Annotated in this window: 17 protein-coding genes; 11 read left to right on the forward strand and 6 right to left on the reverse strand. The window is 72.3% G+C overall.

Annotation, left to right across the window (positions count from 1 at the left end; all coding sequences use genetic code 11):
- Positions 1-38: 38 nt before the first annotated feature.
- Positions 39-620: an HhH-GPD-type base excision DNA repair protein gene (locus AB0C87_RS35230; RefSeq protein WP_360581378.1), complete on the reverse strand. Its 582-nt coding sequence runs from the start codon at positions 618-620 to the stop codon at positions 39-41.
- A 117-nt stretch (positions 621-737) separates the two neighbouring features.
- Here AB0C87_RS35230 and AB0C87_RS35235 point away from each other — a divergent pair, with 117 nt between their 5' ends.
- From AB0C87_RS35235 to AB0C87_RS35275, 9 genes are all read left to right on the forward strand, one after another.
- Positions 738-1,442, forward strand: coding sequence for a molybdopterin-dependent oxidoreductase (locus AB0C87_RS35235; protein ID WP_345183067.1), 705 nt, complete (start codon positions 738-740; stop codon positions 1,440-1,442).
- Positions 1,429-2,208, forward strand: coding sequence for a cytochrome b/b6 domain-containing protein (locus AB0C87_RS35240; RefSeq protein ID WP_353834133.1), 780 nt, complete (start codon positions 1,429-1,431; stop codon positions 2,206-2,208). The genes AB0C87_RS35235 and AB0C87_RS35240 overlap by 14 nt, the downstream gene beginning before the upstream one ends.
- Before the next feature lie 587 nt (positions 2,209-2,795).
- The gene (locus AB0C87_RS35245) at positions 2,796-4,334 is read left to right on the forward strand and encodes a hypothetical protein (RefSeq protein ID WP_345183213.1); all 1,539 of its coding nucleotides are present in this window, start codon (positions 2,796-2,798) and stop codon (positions 4,332-4,334) included.
- Between the two features lie 97 nt (positions 4,335-4,431).
- A complete protein-coding gene (locus tag AB0C87_RS35250; protein WP_360581379.1) occupies positions 4,432-6,084 on the forward strand; it encodes an SseB family protein in 1,653 nt (550 codons plus the stop codon).
- A 60-nt stretch (positions 6,085-6,144) separates the two neighbouring features.
- Positions 6,145-8,169 carry an SseB family protein gene (locus AB0C87_RS35255; protein WP_360581380.1) on the forward strand — a complete coding sequence of 675 codons (2,025 nt, stop codon included), beginning with the start codon at positions 6,145-6,147 and terminating at the stop codon, positions 8,167-8,169.
- On the forward strand, positions 8,166-8,534 hold the full coding sequence (locus AB0C87_RS35260) for a hypothetical protein (RefSeq protein WP_345183074.1): 369 nt from the start codon (positions 8,166-8,168) through the stop codon (positions 8,532-8,534). Before AB0C87_RS35255 ends, AB0C87_RS35260 begins: the two co-directional genes overlap by 4 nt.
- A 107-nt stretch (positions 8,535-8,641) precedes the next feature.
- Complete coding sequence (locus AB0C87_RS35265) at positions 8,642-9,394, forward strand: 5-oxoprolinase subunit PxpA (RefSeq protein WP_360581381.1); 753 nt, start codon at positions 8,642-8,644, stop codon at positions 9,392-9,394.
- Positions 9,391-10,005 (forward strand): 5-oxoprolinase subunit PxpB, encoded by a 615-nt coding sequence (gene pxpB / locus AB0C87_RS35270; RefSeq protein WP_360581382.1) that lies wholly within the window; start codon positions 9,391-9,393, stop codon positions 10,003-10,005. The genes AB0C87_RS35265 and pxpB overlap by 4 nt, the downstream gene beginning before the upstream one ends.
- Positions 10,002-10,850: a biotin-dependent carboxyltransferase family protein gene (locus AB0C87_RS35275; RefSeq protein WP_360581383.1), complete on the forward strand. Its 849-nt coding sequence runs from the start codon at positions 10,002-10,004 to the stop codon at positions 10,848-10,850. The genes pxpB and AB0C87_RS35275 overlap by 4 nt, the downstream gene beginning before the upstream one ends.
- A gap of 24 nt (positions 10,851-10,874) precedes the next feature.
- Here the strand turns inward: AB0C87_RS35275 and AB0C87_RS35280 are convergent, their stop codons facing one another.
- From AB0C87_RS35280 to AB0C87_RS35290, 3 genes are read right to left on the reverse strand one after another with little or no spacing between them, the layout of a single operon-like run.
- The gene (locus AB0C87_RS35280; protein ID WP_360581384.1) at positions 10,875-11,570 is read right to left on the reverse strand and encodes a histidine phosphatase family protein; all 696 of its coding nucleotides are present in this window, start codon (positions 11,568-11,570) and stop codon (positions 10,875-10,877) included.
- Positions 11,571-11,597: 27 nt separating this feature from the next.
- Positions 11,598-12,683: a winged helix DNA-binding domain-containing protein gene (locus tag AB0C87_RS35285; RefSeq protein WP_360581385.1), complete on the reverse strand. Its 1,086-nt coding sequence runs from the start codon at positions 12,681-12,683 to the stop codon at positions 11,598-11,600.
- A gap of 54 nt (positions 12,684-12,737) precedes the next feature.
- Entirely contained in the window at positions 12,738-15,299 is a 2,562-nt protein-coding gene (locus AB0C87_RS35290; protein ID WP_360581386.1) for an AAA family ATPase, read from the reverse strand.
- A gap of 257 nt (positions 15,300-15,556) precedes the next feature.
- Between AB0C87_RS35290 and AB0C87_RS35295 the strand changes: the two genes are divergently transcribed.
- Both AB0C87_RS35295 and AB0C87_RS35300 read left to right on the forward strand, forming a co-directional pair.
- Positions 15,557-16,306 (forward strand): ribonuclease HII, encoded by a 750-nt coding sequence (locus AB0C87_RS35295; protein ID WP_360581410.1) that lies wholly within the window; start codon positions 15,557-15,559, stop codon positions 16,304-16,306.
- An 81-nt stretch (positions 16,307-16,387) separates the two neighbouring features.
- Positions 16,388-17,020, forward strand: a complete 633-nt coding sequence (locus AB0C87_RS35300; protein ID WP_345183090.1) for an endonuclease — start codon at positions 16,388-16,390, stop codon at positions 17,018-17,020.
- 16 nt (positions 17,021-17,036) lie between these two features.
- Here the strand turns inward: AB0C87_RS35300 and AB0C87_RS35305 are convergent, their stop codons facing one another.
- The gene (locus AB0C87_RS35305; protein ID WP_360581387.1) at positions 17,037-17,699 is read right to left on the reverse strand and encodes a nitroreductase family protein; all 663 of its coding nucleotides are present in this window, start codon (positions 17,697-17,699) and stop codon (positions 17,037-17,039) included.
- Positions 17,700-17,795: 96 nt separating this feature from the next.
- Positions 17,796-19,313 carry a TerD family protein gene (locus tag AB0C87_RS35310; RefSeq protein WP_360581388.1) on the reverse strand — a complete coding sequence of 506 codons (1,518 nt, stop codon included), beginning with the start codon at positions 19,311-19,313 and terminating at the stop codon, positions 17,796-17,798.
- Positions 19,314-19,360: the final 47 nt, after the last annotated feature.

Here is a 19,360-nt window from a genome sequence, read left to right on the forward strand (position 1 = left end):
ACTCGCCCCGTTCGGCGAGTTCCGTCCTGCTCGCGACCTCACCCGGCCGCCTTGGCGGCGGCCTTCATCTCCTGCTTGAAGGCCCGCACCCTGGCGAGGGAGTCGGGTCCGGTGATGTCGGCGACGGACCGGTGCGAGCCCTCCTCGCCGTAGTCGCCGGCGGCCTCGCGCCAGCCTTCCGGCCGCACTCCGTACTGCTTGCCCAGCAGGGCCAGGAAGATCTGCGCCTTCTGCTTGCCGAAGCCCGGGAGGCCGTTCAGCCGCTTGTAGAGCTCCTTGCCGCTGTCGACGCCCTTCCACACCTTCTCGGCGTCACCCTCGTAGTGGTCCACGAGGTACTGGCACAGCTGCTGGACGCGCTTGGCCATCGAACCGGGATACCGATGGACGGCCGGCTTCTCCGCCAGGAGCGCCGCGAACCGCTCCGGGTCGTAGGCGGCGATCTCGTAGGCGTCCAGATCGTCCGAACCGAGCCGCTGCGCGATGGTGTAGGGGCCGGAGAACGCCCATTCCATCGGGATCTGCTGGTCGAGCAGCATGCCCACAAGAGCGGCCAGCGGACTGCGTCCGAGCAGTTCGTCGGCCTCTGGACGCTGCGCGAGGTGAACCTTCGTGGCCATGGGGTCAGCTTAGGGCGGCGCCCGGAGCCGGTCGGAGGCGACGCCGGGATCTGTCAGAAGTCTTACGAGGTCCTCCGCCCCCTGGCGAGCCGCAGGCCGGGGTGCTCGAATGGAGCGGTGAGCGAGGACGAACGACTGGAAGGCAGCCCGGTGGGGCGGAGGGTCGTCCTGGGGATGCTCGGCCTCGGCGTGGCGGGGGCCGCCGTGGGCGCGTCCGTCCAGGACAAGGTGAGCCGGACCCTGGCGCCGGTCGGGCCGATCGGGGACGTCCTGCCTGCTGCCGGCGGGTTTCGCTACTACTCGGTCACGCCCGGTGTGAAGCGGCACAGCGCCGCTACGCACCGGGTGACCGTTTCCGGTCTTGTGGACAAGCCGCAATCATTTGGGATGGCCGATCTAGCGCATTTTCCGCAGACAGCGCTCGACAGGGACTTCCAGTGCGTCACGGGCTGGCGGGTGCCGGATGTGCGGTGGGTCGGCGTGGCACTGCCCGACCTGCTGGACGCGGTCGGAGTGTCCGCCCGAGCCCGCGCCGTGCGGTTCACGTCGTTCGACGGCGTCTACACCGAGTCGCTGACGCTGGAGCAGGCGCGACGGCGGGACGTCCTGGTCGCGACCCAGATGGACGGCAAGCCCGTCACCCACGATCACGGCGGTCCCACGCGGCTGTACGTCGCGCCCATGTACGGCTACAAGTCGCTGAAATGGCTGGGCGGCATCGAACTGACCGACCGGGTGAAGCCCGGCTACTGGGAGGAACTCGGTTACGACGTGGACGCCTGGGTGGGACGGTCGAACGGACGCAGCGATGCACCGACCTGAGCCGCCGGGACGGCTCGTGCGCTTCACCCGGGCCGAGCGTTCGATCCACCATGTCACCGCACTGCTGATGCTGGTCTGCCTGCTGACCGCCGCCGTGCTCTACCTGCCGCCGCTCTCGACGCTGGTGGGCCGCAGGGAGATGGTCAAGACCGTCCATGTCTGGTGCGGGTTCGCCCTGCCCGTGCCGATCGTGCTCGGTCTGCTGTCCCGGGCGTTCAGGACCGACCTTCGCAGGCTGAACAGGTTCGTGCCCGCGGACTGGGAGTGGCTAAGGCGCGGCGACCGCAGGGCCGTCCGGGACGGGCGCGGGGTCCTGCCAGTAGGCAAGTTCAACGCGGGCCAGAAGCTGAACGCGGCGTTCACGGCGGGCGCGATCCTCGTCATGCTCGGCACCGGCGAGATCATGACCTTCCCCGGCCCGTGGGAAGACCGGTGGCGCACGGGCTCCACCTTCGTCCACGACTGGCTCTTCCTCGCCGTCCTCGCGGTGACCGCCGGGCACCTGTGGGAGGCGCTGAGGGATCGCGAGGCGCTGACAGGGATGCTGACCGGGCGGGTGGACCCCGGCTGGGCCGCACGGCATCACGCGAGCTGGGCCGACGCCGCGCGCAGGTCCCCGGACGCGGCTGGACGGCCGACCGCCGCCGAAGCGAACCCGCAGGTGGACGGGGCCGGCGCGGAGACAGGCGAGGCACCGGCCGGTCCTCGGGGAACGCCCGGTGAACGGGGTCCAGAATTTGCGAAACGACCCCCCGGAACGTCTTGACTCTCTCCGCGTCGGGGCCTGGAATGTGACATCGAGGCAGGGTTCTCGCTGAAGCTCCCAGGCATGGGCCGTCCGAGGGAACTCCGTCTCACCGGCGGCGTCCCCGCCCGCCGGTACCCCGTGCGCGGAGGTGTGCGCTGATGCCTGCACTGGCCGATCACCGGAACGAGACACGTGATGCTCTCGCACAGCGGCTTTGCGACGAGTTCGCGTCCTTCCCCTCAGACGCGGTGCACCGGTGTGTGGCCGACGTCCAGGCCTGCATGGCCCATCTGGGTCTGGAGACCACTCCGGACAGAGTCGAGCGGATGGCCCGGGAGCAGCTCACCGGGATCCTGAAATCGCAGCCGCCCTCTAGGCACTCACCCACCGGCGACGTTTCCGGCTGAACAGACCGCTGAGCGGCCGGACGAGGCGGAGTGGGTGCGGTGGCGGCCCATTCCGGCCTTCGCCGGTGTCCGGGCCACCGTACGCGCCGGATCTGAGAGGCTAGAGGGGTGAGTCCCCGCAGCCGCAGCCGCTCCTCCGGGGACCCGGCCCGGGACGGCCCGAAACCCCCGGACGAGGTCTCGGCGATTTTCGACGGCATGCTCCAGCACGCCCGCGAACTGCTGGCGGTGCGCAGTCCCCTGGACGCGGAGCTCATCGTCAGCGAGATCCTCGGCTCCTGGTGGGGGCAGCGCGTCCCGGACGGCGACGTGGAGGAGGTCATCGGCGAGGCCCTGGTCGGCTACGCCGCGGCCGCCGCCACGCCGGCGGCGCTGGCGCTGCTCACCGGCATCGCCTACATGGGCACCCCGCGCCAGGCGGCCAAGGCCGAGCGCGCGGCGCTGCAACTGATGAGCGACGGCGTCGCCAGGCCCGGCTGGGCCGACCGCGTCGGCATGGTCGAGCCCGAGGCGTGCTTCGCGTCCAGGGACGTCTACGGCGACCAAGACTCCATCATCTGCACCTACACCTACGGGGGCTCCGAAAGGCACGCCCTTGTCATCCTGGTCGACCGCAACAGGGCCGGGGTCGTCCAGCCGCGCGTCGGCCCGTTCGCGCCGGCCGCGCCTGCGGGGCGCCCGCCGGCGAGCGGGATGGTCCGGGACGCCTGGGTCTCCTCCCGGGTGGACCGGCTTCTCGACCACTGCCGCCGCGAAGGCCGCGAGAACCCGCTGATGCGGTTCGAGGAGCTCGACCCGCGCGACACCAAGGCGTTGCTGCAGAGCGCCCTGGATCTCACCGACGAGACAGACGACCCGCCGGTGAACGAGAACTTCGGCTCCTATCACGCGTTCGTCCGCGCGCGCGTGGACATCCTTCCGCCGGGCGGACGCCTGCCCCAGCCCCCGGTGTACGGCCGCGACCGGCGCGCCACGATCGCGACGCGGTTCCTCGCCTCGGACGAGGCGGGAGAGCTGTCGGACATCTCCGCGGCGATCCGGTGCGTGGACCGGATCATCGACTACGGCTGCGCGCACGACTTCGGACGGCCCCTGCGGGTCAGCCCGATCAAGTGCGAGATGTTCCTGCTCGACTGGCTGCCGCGCAAGGTCCTGCTCTCCCCGTCGGAGCAGGAGGCCGTCCCCCACGTCCTGGCCGCGTGGATCCGCTGGGCCGGACGGCGGACGGGGCTGCCGGAAGAGGGGATCAGGGCGACCCTGGACGCCCTCTGGGACGCCACCGCGAAGTTCTCCGCGGCCTACCGCGATCCGGCCGCCTTCGGCCTCGACCGGGGCCTGGTCGACCGGCTGCTGCCCGACGGCGACCTGGAGGCCCTCCCCCGCCGCGCGTTCGCCCTGCCGTTCCTGTCGGGCACGCACCGGCGGGCGGGGCGCGACGACATCCTCGACCTGTCGGAGCTCGACCCGGCCGACCCGGGCGACCGCCGCGCCCTGCTGGAGTTCGAGCACCCCGGCGGCGACGAGGAGCACCTCGACGCGCACATGCGGCTCGCGGCGATGCTGTGGGACGGCGAGCCGCCCCACCTGTGGGACACCGCGCAGTCGCTGCTGGACGTCGGCTACGAACGCCACGAGATCCTGCACAGGCTCATCGGCGTTCTGGACCGCTGCGGGGGCGACCCTGAGGCCCTCCGGGAGGCCCTGCGTGTGCTTCGTCACGAACCGCCGCCCGACTGAACTCCCGGTTTGCGCGTCGCGCTCCCGGCGACAATCATCGGGTCCCGGGCGCGGTCTCGCGGGGGTCGGCACCGGCCCCTGGTCGTAGGGAGTGATCTTGTTGGAGTGGTCCGAGTTCGCCCGGCGGCTGGGACGTGAGCTGGCAGGTCTCGAACGGGACACGATCCTGATCGTGCGCGAACGCGACGAGAGCCGTCACTACGTCCAGGCCATGCGCGAGCCCGACCGGCTCTACGCCGAGGCCGTCAGCAACAACTTCCTCGAAGGCCCCCTCCTGCTCACCCTGGCCGACGAGGAGGTCATGAGCGAGGTGGGCTGGCGCCCGCCCGCCGACCCCGCGCCGCGCAACTGGTGGACCGAACTGCCCGAGGCGGGCATGCCCGGCGGGATGCTGAGCGTGACCGAGGCCGACTTCTCGCGCCTGGCCGACGTGATGGTCACGGCGCTGCGGGACGTCCAGGGCGTCCGGCGCCCGTCCGATCTCGTGTACGAGTCGTTCCACCGGCACGGGTCGGGCCTCATCGAGCTGCTCGACTTCGGGATCGAGGTGGCCGACCCGTCGCGGGTGAGCAAGCGCCGCGCATCGTCCGGCGGAGCCCGCCCTGGTGTCGACCCCCTGTCCGGCGCCGATCCGCTGTCGGGCGCCGATCCTCTTCCGGCGGGCGCCCCTCCGGCGGGGACGCGGCTGCCGCTGCCGGATCAAGCGCTGCCTGGTATGGACGCGGAACTGCTCGAACCACGTCTCGCCGAAGCCAAGGCGAACGGCGACAACACCGCCTACTTCAAGCTCCTGGAGAACGCCGACCTGGTCCTGCCGGCGACCGCCTCCGCCGTGGAGGACCCCGACCGCGCCGAGTTCCCCACCATCACCATCGGCAGCGGCACCTACGTCACGGTGTTCACCTCGCCCGGGGCACTCGCGCGCACCGGCGACCGGCATCCCGGCCTGTACCGGCGCACCTCGTTCGCCCGGCTGGCCGCCGGCTGGCCCGATCCCGCGTGGCGGCTGGCCATCAACTGGGGCCTGCCCAGCGAAGTGCTCCTGGACTCGTCGGTCATCGGGCGGTTGCAGGGCGGCAGAGTCGGAGCGCCCGATCTCCAGTACGACCCTCTGTCGAACGAACCCAACCCTTACGGAACGGTCGACCCCAACGCGCTCTCTGGGCCGAACCCCGTCGCCGGCGGCTCGACTCCTCCGGTCAACGGTTCGGCCCCTGGGGCGCCCGCTCCGGGCGGGGCGGCTCCGGGCGGGGCGGCGGACGTCCCCTACGACGACGCTCACACGGCGGTCGACCCGTACTCGGCGGCCGATCTGCGGGCGGCCCTGGAAGCGGGCGGCGCACCGCCGAGGGCACCGGAGCCGGCCGCGGCGGCGCCTCTCGGCGCACCGACCGACGACCCGCCGGCCGACATTCCGCCGGTCAAGACCCCTCCGGCCGAGACCCCGCCGGTCAAGGACCCGTTGGCGAGCAACGGCCCTGCCGAAGACCCGCCGGCCCCGCCAACCCCGTCGGTCCCGCCAGCCCCTTCGGTCCCGCCGGCCCCGGCGACCCGGGCGGCGCGGCGGGCCCGGCAGGCGCCCGCTCATGCGCCGCGTCCCGTCGGCGTCCCGATGCGGCCCCCGCACGGCACGCGCCTGTGGCGCTCGGCGGGCGAGGGCGGGCAGGAACCGGTCGCGGTCTACGACGCCATCGGCGGCGTCTGGACACCCGTGCGGGCCGACGCGGTCCCGTCTCCCTGGAGCGAGTGACGCGCCCTTCGGCTACCGTCGAGTACGGAATCCCGCCCCGCACGTGAAAGTGGATCCCCAGTGGACTGGAACGACTTCGCCAGACGGCTGACACTGGAGCTTTCACGGCTGCCGGTCACCTCGTTCCTCATCCTGCAAGGTCCGAGCGGTCTGCCCTACGTGCAGGCGATGCGCTCCGAGGGGACGCTCGACGCCGAGGCCGTCGGCAGCGCGTTCCTGCCCCGCCCCCTCGCCTCGCGTCAGGAGCGGCGGCTGAGGGCGCTCGGCTGGGAGCCGCCAGACGAGGAGGACCGCAAGAACTGGTGGGACCGGTTCACCTTCCGCGAGCGCGGCGGCCGCAGCGGGCGCGCCTCCTCGGAGCTGCTGGAAGCGTGCGCCCTGCTCGCCGGGCAGATGACGGGCGCGTTCCGCGACGTCTACGGCATCGAGTCCCCGCTCGAACTCGTCTACCAGGCGAGCAAGGCCGGGTCCGGCGGCGGGCCCCTGGCCCTGCCCGGTCTCGGCATCGCGCTCGCCGTCCCCGAGGACGAGCGTCCCGCCCAGGCCGCGGCGCGTCCGGCACGCCCGTCCGGGTCGGCCCTGGAGGCGGCGCTGGCCGAGGCCCGCGAACGCGGTGACCAGCACGGCTACCTGGAGCTGCTCGCGCGCGCCACGCTGTACCTGCCCGCGCCCGGCGATCCGGAGGGCGGCGAGCACCAGTTCGCCACGGCGCGTTTCGGCGACGGCACGTTCGTGCTCGCCTTCACTTCGCCCGAGGCCATGGACCGCTCTCTGCAGGGGCAGGCGGTCCACCACCGGCAGGCCTCGCTGGCGGAGCTGTCGCGGCGCTGGCCGCACCCGGAGTGGCAGCTCGCGGTGAACCCCGGCCTGCCGAGCGCGTGCTACCTGGACGCCAACGCGCTCCTCGAACCCGAGGAGCCCCGGACGCCCACGCCGCCGGTGCCGACCGACGTCCACGTGGCCGGTCAGTCGTCGCGCCGCTCGTCGCGCGGCTCGGCGTCCCGCGCCGAGGGGCGCGGTGCCCGGCCGGGCGGCCGCCGGGCCTCCAGGCCGCCTCAGCGCCCCGAACCGGCGCGGCCCCGGACCGACGCACCCCCCGCGCCGCCGGCGCCCGCACAGGCGAGCACAGCGCCACCGGACGGTCCGCCCGCGCCCGGGGTCCGCACGCCCGTCCAGCGTCCGCCCGCTCCGCCCGCCCCGCCCCCGGCGCCGCCCGCCCCGCCGCGGCCCGAGGTCCCCGCCGCCGGGCAGGCCCCGCCGACCAGGGAGACGCCTGTCCCCAGGGAAAGACCGGTCGCGAAGGAACCATCGACGGCCCGGGAGACGCCTGCCGATCCGCAGGGTCTTCCTGTCGCGCCGCTTTACGGCCAGCGCGAGCGGGCACGGGCCGAAGCCCCGCACCCGCGCACAGACCCAAGGCCCCCCAGCACAGATACTCGGAAGCAGAGCGTCCCGGCCGCGGCCGCGCCGCCCTCCCCTGGAAGCGCGCAGACCCGCGTAGAGAGAGCACCCAGCATCGTCGAACGCGGGGCCCGGGCCCCGTCAGGCGCCCGGGGCATGGGGCCTCAGACGCAGGGGCCCGCTGACGCGTCCCAGGTCGTGGTGATGCAGAAGGTCGTGCGGCCCGAGCATGTGCAGCACTATCTGGAAGGCGGTTACGACCTGGTCGCCGGTTACGTGCACCGCTTCCAGGACGTTCAGGAGCTGAAAACCCCCGCCGCGCTGATCCGGGCTCTGGGGCTGGTGTACGAAGGGTCGCCGTTCGCGCCCGCCGATGAGCAGATCTTCGTGATCCGCTGGCCGGCCGTGAAGCCCGACCTGTTCCGGCGTCCGCTGGGCGGAATCGACGAGTGGAGCATGGGCATCATCGCGGGCGGATGGGTCATCGAGAAGGCGCCGTTCCCCGGGTCGGGGTACGCGCCGGGCGACGGGCCCGCGATCCCCGAGTTCAAGGTCGAGAGCCAGCGCCTGCCCCACAAGGCCGAGATGCATCGGCTCGACGCGCAGGGCAGGGTCTCCCTCGTGGCGAGCTACGACGCCGACCTGCGCAGGTGGCTCGTGAAACTGCCGGGAGGCCAGGGGTGAGCATCCGGCACGGCTACTACGCGGGCTGGCGGGGCGCCGAGTACGAGGCGAGCCCTGACGGCGACCGGGTGCGCATCTACGCCACACGGGACGCGGAGGGGTTCAGGCAGGTCTCTCCTGACCGGTACGTCCAGGTGGTGCCCCTGGCGGACGTCGACCGCCTCCAGTACGTGACCACCCACTGCACGTGGCGCGGCGAGCCGTTCGTGGTCCTCGGCGAGCACGAGGGCTGGCTGCGCGTGGAGTACAGCGGCGGCAAGGTCCCGGTGGCGGAGCGGCTCGGCCTGGAGCCGTTCGACCGGGGCGTGTACCAGGCGTGGGCGTCCCGGCACGAGATCGAGGATCTGCGCGAGGAGACCGTCTGAGCACGGGAATCGGCGGCAGCGGCTCTGACGGGACGCGGGGCATGAGGTTGCAGAGCATGACGGGTAGTGGGGCATGACGGGTAGTGGGGCATGACGGGTTGTGGGGCATGACGGTCATCGACGTCAACGCCGACCTCGGCGAGGGGTTCGGGGTCTGGAGGCTGGGCGACGACTCGGCACTGCTCGACGTCATCACGAGCGCGAACGTGGCGTGCGGGTTCCACGCGGGCGATCCGCTGATCATGCGCCGGGTGTGCGCGGCGGCCGTCGAGCGCGGGGTGACGATCGGCGCCCAGGTCTCCTACTGGGACCTCGCCGGCTTCGGCCGCCGGGAGATGGACGTGGCCGCCCCGGAACTGACCGCCGAGATCCTGTACCAGCTCTCGGCGCTCGACGGCATCGCGCGCGCGGAAGGCGGGCGCGTGGCGTACGTGAAACCGCACGGCGCCCTCTACAACAGGGTCGCGCGTGACCCCGTCCAGGCGCGCGCCGTGGCCGACGCGGTGCGGGCCTACGATCCGTCACTCCCCCTGCTCACCCTTCCGGGCTCCGCGGTGCATGACGTCGCCGACGGCCTCACCGTCGTCGCCGAGTGCTTCGCGGACCGCGCCTACACGCCGTCCGGCGCGCTCGTGTCCCGACGCGAGCCCGGGGCGGTCGTCCACGACCCCGACACGGTCGTGCAGCGCGCTGTGCGGATGGCCGTGGACGGCACCGTCGTCGCGGTGGACGGCACCGAGGTCGCGTTGAAGGCCCGTTCCATATGCGTGCACGGCGACACCCCCGGGGCGGTCGTCCTCGCCAGGTCCGTCCGGTCCGCGCTGTCCGCAGCGGGCGTCATCCTGGAAGCGTTCGCGTGAAGGTGCGGCGGGTCGGCGACACCGCCTTGCTCGTGGAGACCGGAGACCTGGCGACCGCCCACCGGATGGACGCCGCCCTCAGAACCGTCCCACTGCCCGGTGTCGTGGACGTCGTCCCAGGCGAACGGACCGTCCTGGTGGTCGCGGACCGCTCCGCCGACCTGAACGGTCTGGCCGCGCGCCTCCCGCGGCTGCGCCTGGCCGACGACGTGGTGAGCGACGCCGAGCCACTGGAGATACCCGTCGTCTACGACGGTGAGGACCTCGACGAGGTCGCCTCCCTCACCGGACTGTCGCGCGAGGAGGTCGTCCGGCGGCACTCCGCCGCCTCGTACACGGTCGCCTATCTGGGCTTCTCCCCGGGCTTCGGCTACCTGTCGGGGCTGGATCCGGCGCTGCACGTGCCGCGCCGCGCCTCACCGAGAAAGGCCGTCCCGGCCGGTTCGGTCGCGATGGCGGGTCCGTACGCGGCCGTGTACCCGTCCCGGTCGCCGGGCGGCTGGCGGCTGCTGGGCCACAGCCGCCTGCCGCTGTGGGACGTGTCGCGCGATCCGCCGTCCCTGCTCCGGCCGGGGACGCGGGTGCGGTTCGTCCCTGAGGAGCGTCCTTGATCGAGGTCGTGCGGCCCGGCCCGCTGGCGACCGTCCAGGATCTCGGCAGGCCCGGTCGCGCGCATCTCGGCGTCCCCCGGTCCGGAGCCGCCGACCAGCGCGCGTTCAGGCTGGCCAACCGTCTCGTGGGCAACCCGGAGGGCGCGGCGGGCGTGGAGTTCACCTTCGGCGGCGCCGCCCTGCGCTTCCACCGCCGCGCCTGGATCGCGGTAACCGGGGCTCCGGTGACGCTGCGCATCGACGGCCGCCCTCACGGGATGAACGCGCCCTGCTTCGTGGGGGGAGGCGCCGTCGTCGAACTCGGCGCACCCGCGTCCGGGCTCCGTAGCTACGTCGCCGTGCGAGGCGGCATCGCCGTAGACGAAGTGCTGGGCAGCCGTTCGACCGACCTACTGTCCGGCCTCGGGCCGGCGCCGCTCGCGCCAGGTGACCGCCTGCCGGTCGGCTCTGCGGCGGGTCTACGGCACATCAATGTGGATGTCGTGCCCACAGTGGTCATGCCGGAGACCCCGATCCTGCGGATCCTGCCCGGTCCGCGTGACGACTGGTTCGCCCAAGACGCATTGGCCACGCTCACGTCCGCCCTCTACGAGGTGTCGCCGGACAGCAACCGCGTGGGGGTCCGCCTGAACGGGCCGCCCCTCGAACGGGCGCGCGACGGCGAACTCGGCAGCGAGGGCATGGTCATCGGTTCGCTCCAGGTGCCGCCCAGCGGGCTGCCCATCATCTTCCTGGCCGACCATCCGACCACTGGCGGCTACCCGGTGGTCGCGGTGCTCGCTTCGGCCGCCGTGGCCGACGCCGCGCAACTGCGCCCGGGGCAGAGGCTTCGCTTCCGGCTCTAGCCCCGCCTCCGTGTCGCCCGGTGTCTAGGTCAGCGGTGCGGGGACGGACCAGTCCAGGTGCGAGACGTCGTTGAAGCCGCGCAGCGACGACAGGGCGCCGATCCTGACGAGCCGTGAGATCGAGCCGTTGTCCGCGCCGAGGAACGCGAACGGCCTGGCGCCGGTGGCGGCCGCGAGGGCCTGGGCGATGACCCCGCCGTGGGTGAACACGGCGATCCGTCCACCCGCGTGGGCCGCCGCTAGACGGACGAGCCCCTCCTCAATGCGCGCGGCGAACGCCTCGTTCCTCTCCGCCCCAGGGATGACGTCCCAGCGTTCCTCGGCGAACATCCGCTGCGCCACCGGATCGTTCTCGGCGACCATCTTCCGGAAGAGACCGCCCTCCCACTCGCCGAGGTGCACCTCGCGCAGGTTCCGCTCGACCCGGGGCTCCAGCCCGAGGCGGCGGGCCAGCGGCGCCGCCGTCTGGGACGTGCGGCGCAGGGGCGTCACGTAGATGGCGTCGAGGCGCTCGCCGGCGAGCCGCTCACCGACCAGCTCCGCCTGCTCCCGCCCCTCGGGCGCGAGTTCGGGGTCGCCGTGGCCGTCCACGAGCGGGAACGGCCTGTCGGGGCGCGCCGGCGCGGACGCGCCGTGCCTGATGAGAAGGACTTCGGTGGCGCCGTCCGGCGCCTTGTACGGCGTCTGCCGATACTCGGTCGGCTCATCCCGCTGGTCCACTCTGCGCACCCTAGACGGAGACGCTCGTCAGCCCAGCAACGGGGCCAGCCGGTTCAGTTCCTCCTTCAACGGCCCAGCCGGGATGTCCTCGAACGGGGTCACGGTCACGTCGCCTCCGGCGGCTTCCCAGACGCCGGCGACACGGCCCTCGCGCAGGACGACCGGAGAAATCCATCCCGCCGCTCGGCTCACCTGGCTCTTGTGCTCGGGCGGCACCAGGTAGGGCGAACCTGTCCCGGCGCCAAGGATGTACTGGTCGAACCCACCGAGCAGCCGGACGGACGTGGTGGGCGCGGTGTCGAGGAGTTCGTCCCTGTGCTCGTCAAGGACGAACATGGAGACGCCTTCGACCTCAACAGAGGACAACCCATCCTCGGCGGCGGCGAACCACGCCCTGACGTCCTTCTTCCGGCTCTGCTTGCGCATCAGCCAGTTGTCGAACATCTCGGGGGTCGCGGGCCCGTGGGCGCCCAGATAGGCGCGGATCACGGTACGGGCCGCCTCCTCCATGGAGGGCAGACCCGTCCAGCCCGGAAGCCATCGCGCCGGAGAGGTGAAAGTGACCTTGGTGCCCTGGGGCGGCCCGTAACAGAGCACACCCCACCAGGCCAGCGGCTTGAGCAGTGTGCCCCAACCGGACCCGAGCACCTCGGCGAGATGCCGTGAACCCGTCTCGTCCACGACGGCCCGGGTGAGCTCCTCGCGCGTGAGCGCCGCCCCGTCCGACAACGCGTCGGCGGCGGCAGCGGCGATCGCCTCAAGGTCGGCCGGCGTGGCGCCGAAGGTCCGCTGCCAGGTCCCCTTCTCCCAGTTGCGGATGGACGAGCACAGCATGAGATGGGCGGCGGCCTCGTCGGCGGGCAGGAGATGCAGGGTGCCGCGCGCGGCCCACGTCTTGACGAGCGTCCGATCGTCCAGCAGGGCCCGTGTCACCTCGCCGGAGACGGGCGTCCGCCGGCGCACCGCGACGGCGAACTCGGCGGCGGACGCCACCTGCGCCTGCACGCCCGCCAGCCGCCGGGCGATCTCCGGGGCGGGCACGTCCTCCGGCTGCTCGACGAACTGCCGCCGCATCCGCCAGGCGAGGATCTGCTTCCACGTCACCGAGGCCATGCGCCGATTACATCGCGGCTCACCGACATTCCACGAGGCGCCCCCGGCGGTGGGTCAGGCGAGGCGGTGGGACAGCTCGGCGAAGGCGTCCCGGACGTCGTCGGTGGTGAGGAGCGTGAGGTCGGCGGCGGTCGCCGCGGACCCGAGCCGTGCCGCCCGAAGCGCCCGGCACGCGCACGCCTTCTCGTACATGGAGCGAGCGAAGCGTCCGTTGCCCAGTTCGTCGATCCGGCCCGTTCCGCATGCGCGCTGGAACACGAGGGCCAGATCGTCCAGGGCGCGCTCCTCCCACTGGTCGCCGCCCTGCTCGGCCATGAGCTGGGCGATGCGGAGCAGTTCGTCAGGCCCGTAGGAGGGGAAGTCCACGCGCACGTCGAACCGGGAGGCGAGCCCAGGGTTGGAGGCCAGGAACCGGGTCATGTCGGCGTCGTATCCGGCCAGGATGACGACGAGGCGGTCGCGGTCGTCCTCGGCCCGCTTGAGCAGCGTCTGCACCGCCTCCGCCCCGAACGCGTCGCCGCCCGAGTAGCCGGAGTTGCTCAGCGCGTACGCCTCGTCGACGAACAGGACGCCTCCGAGGGCGGAGTCGATGATTTTGTTCGTCTTCAACGCCGTCGCGCCGAGGTGCTCGCCGACGAGGTCGGCGCGCTGTGCCTCGACCACCTCCGGGCGGGCGAGGAGCCCCGACGCGGCGAAGATGCTGCCGAGAACACGCGCGACGGTGGTCTTGCCCGTGCCCGGCGGCCCCGTGAACACGAAGTGGCGGGTCGGCGGGCGCGTGACCAGGCCCTGCTCCTGCCGCATCCGGGCCACCTGCAACTGGGCGGCGATCTCACGGACCTGCCGCTTCACCGGCTCCAGCCCGATCATCGCGTCGAGGGACCCGAGCGCCTCGTCCAGGGTCGGGGTCTCGGCGTAGCCGCGGAACCGCTCGGTGACCTCGGCGAAGGCGGTCTCCACGTCCTCGGCGCGCACGGTGACCAGGTCGTCGGCGGTGGGCCTGGCCGGTGCACCCGACGACGAGACGGCTTCGACCACGCGCACGTCCCGCGCGCGCGCCGCCGCCTCGGCCAGCGACCTGACGAACCGGCCGTTGCCCAGGTCGTCGATGATGCCGCGCCGTTCGACCTCCTCGAATCGGGCGGCGAGCCTCCGGCGGGCCTCCGGGTCGAGCCTGTCCTCGCGCAGGGCGATGTGGAAGTCGGCGATCTGCAGCAGTTCCGAGGGGCGGTAGGACGGGAAGAGCACGCGCGTGCCGAAACGGGAGGCCAGCCCAGGGTTGGAGTCGAGGAACTCCGCCATCTGTGTCTCGTACCCCGCCAGGATGATGACGAGGTTGTCGCGGTCGTCCTCAGCTCGCTTGAGCAAGGTCTGGACGGCCTCGTCGCCGAACCGGTCGGGCTGCCCCTCCGCGGAGTTGACCAGGCTGTACGCCTCGTCGATGAACAGGACCCCGCCCAGAGCGGAGTCGACGAGCCGGTTGGTCTTGATGGCCGTCGCACCCAGGAACTCACCGACGAGGTCAGCGCGGTGGGCCTCGACCAGGGCGGGTTCGGGCAGCAGCCCGAACGCGTAGAAGATCTTGGCGAGCACGCGGGCGACGGTGGTCTTGCCCGTGCCGGAGGGCCCCACGAAGACGAAGTGCCGCATGGGCTTCTCGGTGGGGACCCCGGCGGCGGCGCGCATGTGCGCCGCCTCGATGGACGCGGCGATGGAGCGGACCTGCCGCTTGACCGGCTCCAGCCCGATCATGCTCTCCAGCTCCGCGAGCGCGTCCGCCACCGAGATGTCCGGCGACTCCGTCCGGCGCTCGGGCGGCGCCTTGCGCTCGGGGGCGGCGCCCGGGTCGGCGGCCTGCGCCGCGGCGCGCTGGTCGTGCGCCGCCTGCGCGGAGGTGGCGGCGCCCCCGTCCTCGCCGGAACCCCGCCGGTCGGGCCTGCTCGGCCTGTCCGTCCGCTCCCGCTTCTCCGGACCAGAGGAGTTCTTGCGCGGCCCTGCCATGGCGTCCCCCTTCGGGCTCGCCTGCTCCTGCACCCAGCCCGTTTCGTAAGCCTCCGCCGGAACGGCTCGCCTCGCCCGGTCCCAGCGGTAGGCGAGAACGGCCAGTGCCGCGAGCCACCCTGGCGTGACGCTGGCCTGCGGCAGCGGGTGGGCGCACGCCGCGGTCGCCACACCCGCGGCGACCAACCCCAGAAGCGTCGTGCTCCACGGCGCGTATCCGCGCAGGCGGAAAGCGATGAATGCGACGGGCACGGCGAGCAGGGCGAGAAGCAGCGACGGGTTCAGATAGGGCGGGTGCCCATCGTCCGGGTAGAGCCTGCCCAAAGGCACCGACAGCGCCAGCCAGGCCAGAATCACCGTGACGACGGCCATGCCCGTGGGCGAGCGCAGTGTCAGATGGACGACGACCAGCAGGAACACCGTGAACGCTGCCGCGCCGAGGATCGGCCCGTCCAGGAGGACCGTCGCCACCAGCACAAGCGCGATCAGCAGGACCGCCCCCAGAAACCTCAGCCCGGGAGCGACCTGGAAGTAGCGCCATCTCAGGCGCTCGAAAAGATCCCGCGCCGCGGCGTTCTTCGCCGGGCGGGAGCGAGACCTGCCGAACAAAGCCATCAAGAGCGAGTAAAGCGCAGGACCGCCCGGAACGGGACTACCCGCGCCCTGTTCGTTGACTTACATCGACCCCTGCCTGGTGCGAAGCAGAGCCCACGCCGCGCCTGGGAGCAGGACATTCGTCCTGTCCAGAAGTCGATGTTCTGCTCTGCTTCCGCTTCCGGGCGCGCGGGACGGCGCGCCCCTACGATCGGTGGCGCAGTCCGTTCCCGCTCTAAGGAGACCCCTTGACCGACCCCACCGGCGCCCTGCCCGGGCTGGTCCCCTCTCCCGCCGCAGCCCCGAGCGCGGCGCGCGCCGCAGGTTACGAGATCGAAGAGGAGCTGCGGGCCGCGCCGTCCGGAAGCGGCCGCCCGGTCGTGATCGCGGGAGTGGACGAGGTCGGACGAGGCGCGTGGGCGGGGCCCGTCGTGGTGTGCGCGGCAGTGACGGACGCGAGCCCGCCACCCGTCCTGCCTGGGCGCGGGAAGAAGACGGTCGCGCTGACCGATTCCAAGCTCCTCACGCATGCGCATCGCGGGGCATTCGCAGAAATCCTCCCTGACTGGCTGGCCGGGCACGCCATTGGCGCGTCCAGCCCAGAAGAGATCGACGAGCTGGGCATGACCGCCGCTCTGAGGCGCGCCGCCATCCGCGCGTTGGAATCGCTGCCCGTCCAGCCAGATGTGGTCATCCTCGACGGCAAGCACGATTTCCTCAGCCGTCCTTGGCGCGTCCGGTGCGAAATCAAGGCCGACCAGAGATCGGTCACCGTAGCGGCCGCGTCCGTCCTGGCCAAGGTCTATCGAGACCGTCTCATGGCGGATCTGGACGGCGAGTTCCCCGGCTACGGGTTCGCCGACAGTGCCGGGTATCCCTCCCCCGTCCATCAGAAGGCGTTGGAGGAGCATGGGCCCACGCCGCACCACAGGCTGTCGTGGTCGTACCTGGACGACCTCCCACGCTGGCGCCACATGAAGAAGCACCGCGATCCGCTCGCCGGCGAAGGACAGCTCAGCCTGCTGTGATCCCCTGTGAGCCCTCTCGCGCGCGTGCATGAGTCATCCCCGACGGCCCGGGTAGAGCGGCAGACACGGGAGGTGGATGCCATGGACACCGTCGTCAAGAAGCTGCTGCGGGAATCCGGCGGGACGTTCGCCGAGGAGGCCGGCATAACCCTGAAGGACCAGCCGGCCGCGCTGTTCAAGCTGCTCGTCCTGGCCAACCTGCTGAGCGCCCGCATCTCCTCGGACATCGCCCTCGCCGCCGCCCGCGAGCTGTTCGAGGCGGGAGGCGGCACGGCACGCGGCATGGGCCGGCTCACCTGGCAGGAGCGCGTCGACGCGCTCGGCAGGGGCCACTACGTCCGCTACGACGAGAGCACCGCGTCCCGCCTAGGCGACGTGGCGCAGATCGTCGAGGACAGGTACAAGGGCGATCTGCGGCGGCTCGCCATCGAAGCCGGACGCGACCCCGAGAAGGCCGCGGAGCTGCTGCGGGAGTTCCCCGGCATCGGCCCCACCGGAGTGGACATCTTCTGCCGCGAGGCGCAGGCCATCTGGCCGTGGCTCCGCCCCTACGTCGACGACCAGGTGAAGAAGGGCGCCGAACGCCTGGGACTGCCCAGCGACGCCGAGAAGCTCGCCTCGCAGGTGCCGGAGAAGGACCTGGCCCGGCTCACCGCGGCGCTCGTCAGGGTGGCCCGGGACAAGAAGCTGGCCGAGCATTTGAAGGCCGCGTAGGCGAGGCGCGCACACGTCACATCCAGACGACGACCTCGTCCATGTGCTTGCGGGTGATGTCGGGCACCATCGCGTCGTCCGCCGGGTAGCCGACGGGTATCACGACGTAGGCGCGTTCTTCCCGCGGACGGTCGCACACCTCGTTCAGGAAGCGCATGGGGCTCGGCGTGTGCGTGAGGGTCGCCAGGCCCGCCTGGTGGAGGCCGGCCAAGAGAAAACCCACGGCGATGCCCACGGACTCCTTTACGTAGTACGGTCGCGGCGTCTCAGGGCCTTTGTGCACTTCGAAGACGATGATGACCGCGGGGGCGTCCTCAAGGAACGGCTTGCGCCAGTCGGTGCCGAGCGGAGCCAGCGCGTCCAGCCACTCCTGAGAGGCGCGCTGCTCGTAGAACTCCCGCTCCTCCCGCTCGGCGGCGTCCCGGAGGCGCCTCTTGCGCTCCGGGTCGGTCACCACCACGAAACGCCACGGCTGCAGGTTGGCCCCGCTGGGCGCCGTCGCCGCGGCCCGGATCGCGTGCTCGATGACGGCGCGCGGCACCGGACGGTCGGAGAAGTCCCGGACGGTGCGGCGCAGCTTCATCGTGTCGGCGAACGTCTGGACGCGCTCGACCGACTGCTCGGGCGCGACGTCGAAACGAGGCGCCGGCACGACGGGGTACTGCGGCTGGGTGCTCATGTGACCGTTCCTACCGTCGGCCCCGGGCCCGGGACAATCGGCAGCATCAGCCAACGTTCCCGGGCCCGTTCCGGCACTCCGCGCGTCGTGGGGTGCTCAGTCCTTGCCGCGCGAGGCGACCCACTCCAGGTTCCAGCCGTACGCCTGGTCGACCGTCATCTTGCCCCAGCGCGGACGGCCGGGCGGCGGCAGGACGTACCGGCCCTCACGGCGGACGACCAGTTCCCCGTTCACGTTCTCGATGAGCGCCAGAACCGCGTCACGGGAGGCGTCCATGCAGTCGTTCATGTGCATCTCGATCGGCGGCGCGCCCACCGGGAACAGCGTGGCGACCGCGTCCATGCCCCGGAAGTCGTCGGCGCCTTCGTAGATCTCGGCGAACACCAGGATCCGCTTGAACTCCGCCGTGTGGTCGAGGTTGATGTGGAGGTTCTCCCCCGTCTCGATCGCGCCGGTGCGGTCGTCCTTGTCGAGCTTGATGTAGGGCGGGCGGTCGAGCGCGCCCATGTCGCCGAGGGCGTGGATGATGCCCTTCCGGCCGTCCTTCAGCTCCCACAGGCAGCACAGGTCCAGGTCGAGGTCGACGCCGCGGCGGCGCTTGCCGAGGAGCCCCTTGGCCGCGCCCTCGCGCGCCGTCCAGTTGAGGTTGACGCGCATGTGGCCGCCCGTCGCCCCGTGCTTGGTGAGCGACACCGACGGCGCGTTCTTCGTCAGAGAGATCTTGCCGCCCTGCTGTTGCGGCGGCGTGGCCCCGGCGGGAGGCGTGGCCCCGGCGGGGGGCGGCGGCGCGTACTGGCCGGGCGGCGGGTACTGGCCGGCGGGCGGGGCGTACTGCTCCGCGGGCGGCTGGTACTGGCCGGGCGGCGGCGGGGGCGCGTACTGACCGGGCGGCGGCGGATACTGCCCGGGCGGGGGCGCGTACTGCCCGCCGGCAGGCGGCGGCGGAGGCGTGTACTGGCCGCCGGGCGGCGGCGGCACGTACTGCCCGCCGGGAGGCGCGTACTGCTCCTGCGGCGCGGGCTGCTGCGGCTGCGGAGGGGCGGGCGGCGGAGCCTGCGGCTGCGGGGGCGCGGGAGGCGCCGCCTGGCCGGGGTCGTCGACGCTGATGCCGAAGTCGGTGGCCAGCCCGGCGAGCCCGGAGTCGTATCCCTGGCCGATCGCACGGAACTTCCACGCGCCCTGCCTGCGGTAGAGCTCGCCGAGGACGAACGCGGTCTCGGTGGTGGCGCCCGGGCTTTCGAACCGGGCGACCTCGGCCCCGCCCGCGGCGTCCAGCACGCGCACGTAGAGCCCCTGGAACTTGGAGAACGTCCCTCCGTCGGAGGACGCGGCGATGACGATCTTGTCGACGGCGGGCTCGACCCTGTTCAGGTCGACCGCCAGGACGTCACGGACGGTCGGCCCCTGCTGCTTGCCCTCGTGCCTGACGGCGCCCGACCCGTGCACGGGCTGGTTGTAGAAGACGAAGTCGTCGTCCGACCGGACCCGGCCGGTCTCCGCCAGCAGGAGCGCAGAGGCGTCCGCGTCGGGCACGCCGGGGCCGCCCTGCCAGCCAAGCTCGACCCGCACCGAAGGAACCGGAACCGCCGTGTTGGCGCCCTTCTGCATCGACATGAACGCTCCTCGTCATCGACCGACTGTCACCAACCTACGGGCAGCCG

Source organism: Actinomadura sp. NPDC048021, from assembly GCF_040653135.1.
GTDB classification, from domain to species: Bacteria; Actinomycetota; Actinomycetes; order Streptosporangiales; family Streptosporangiaceae; genus Spirillospora; species Spirillospora verrucosospora.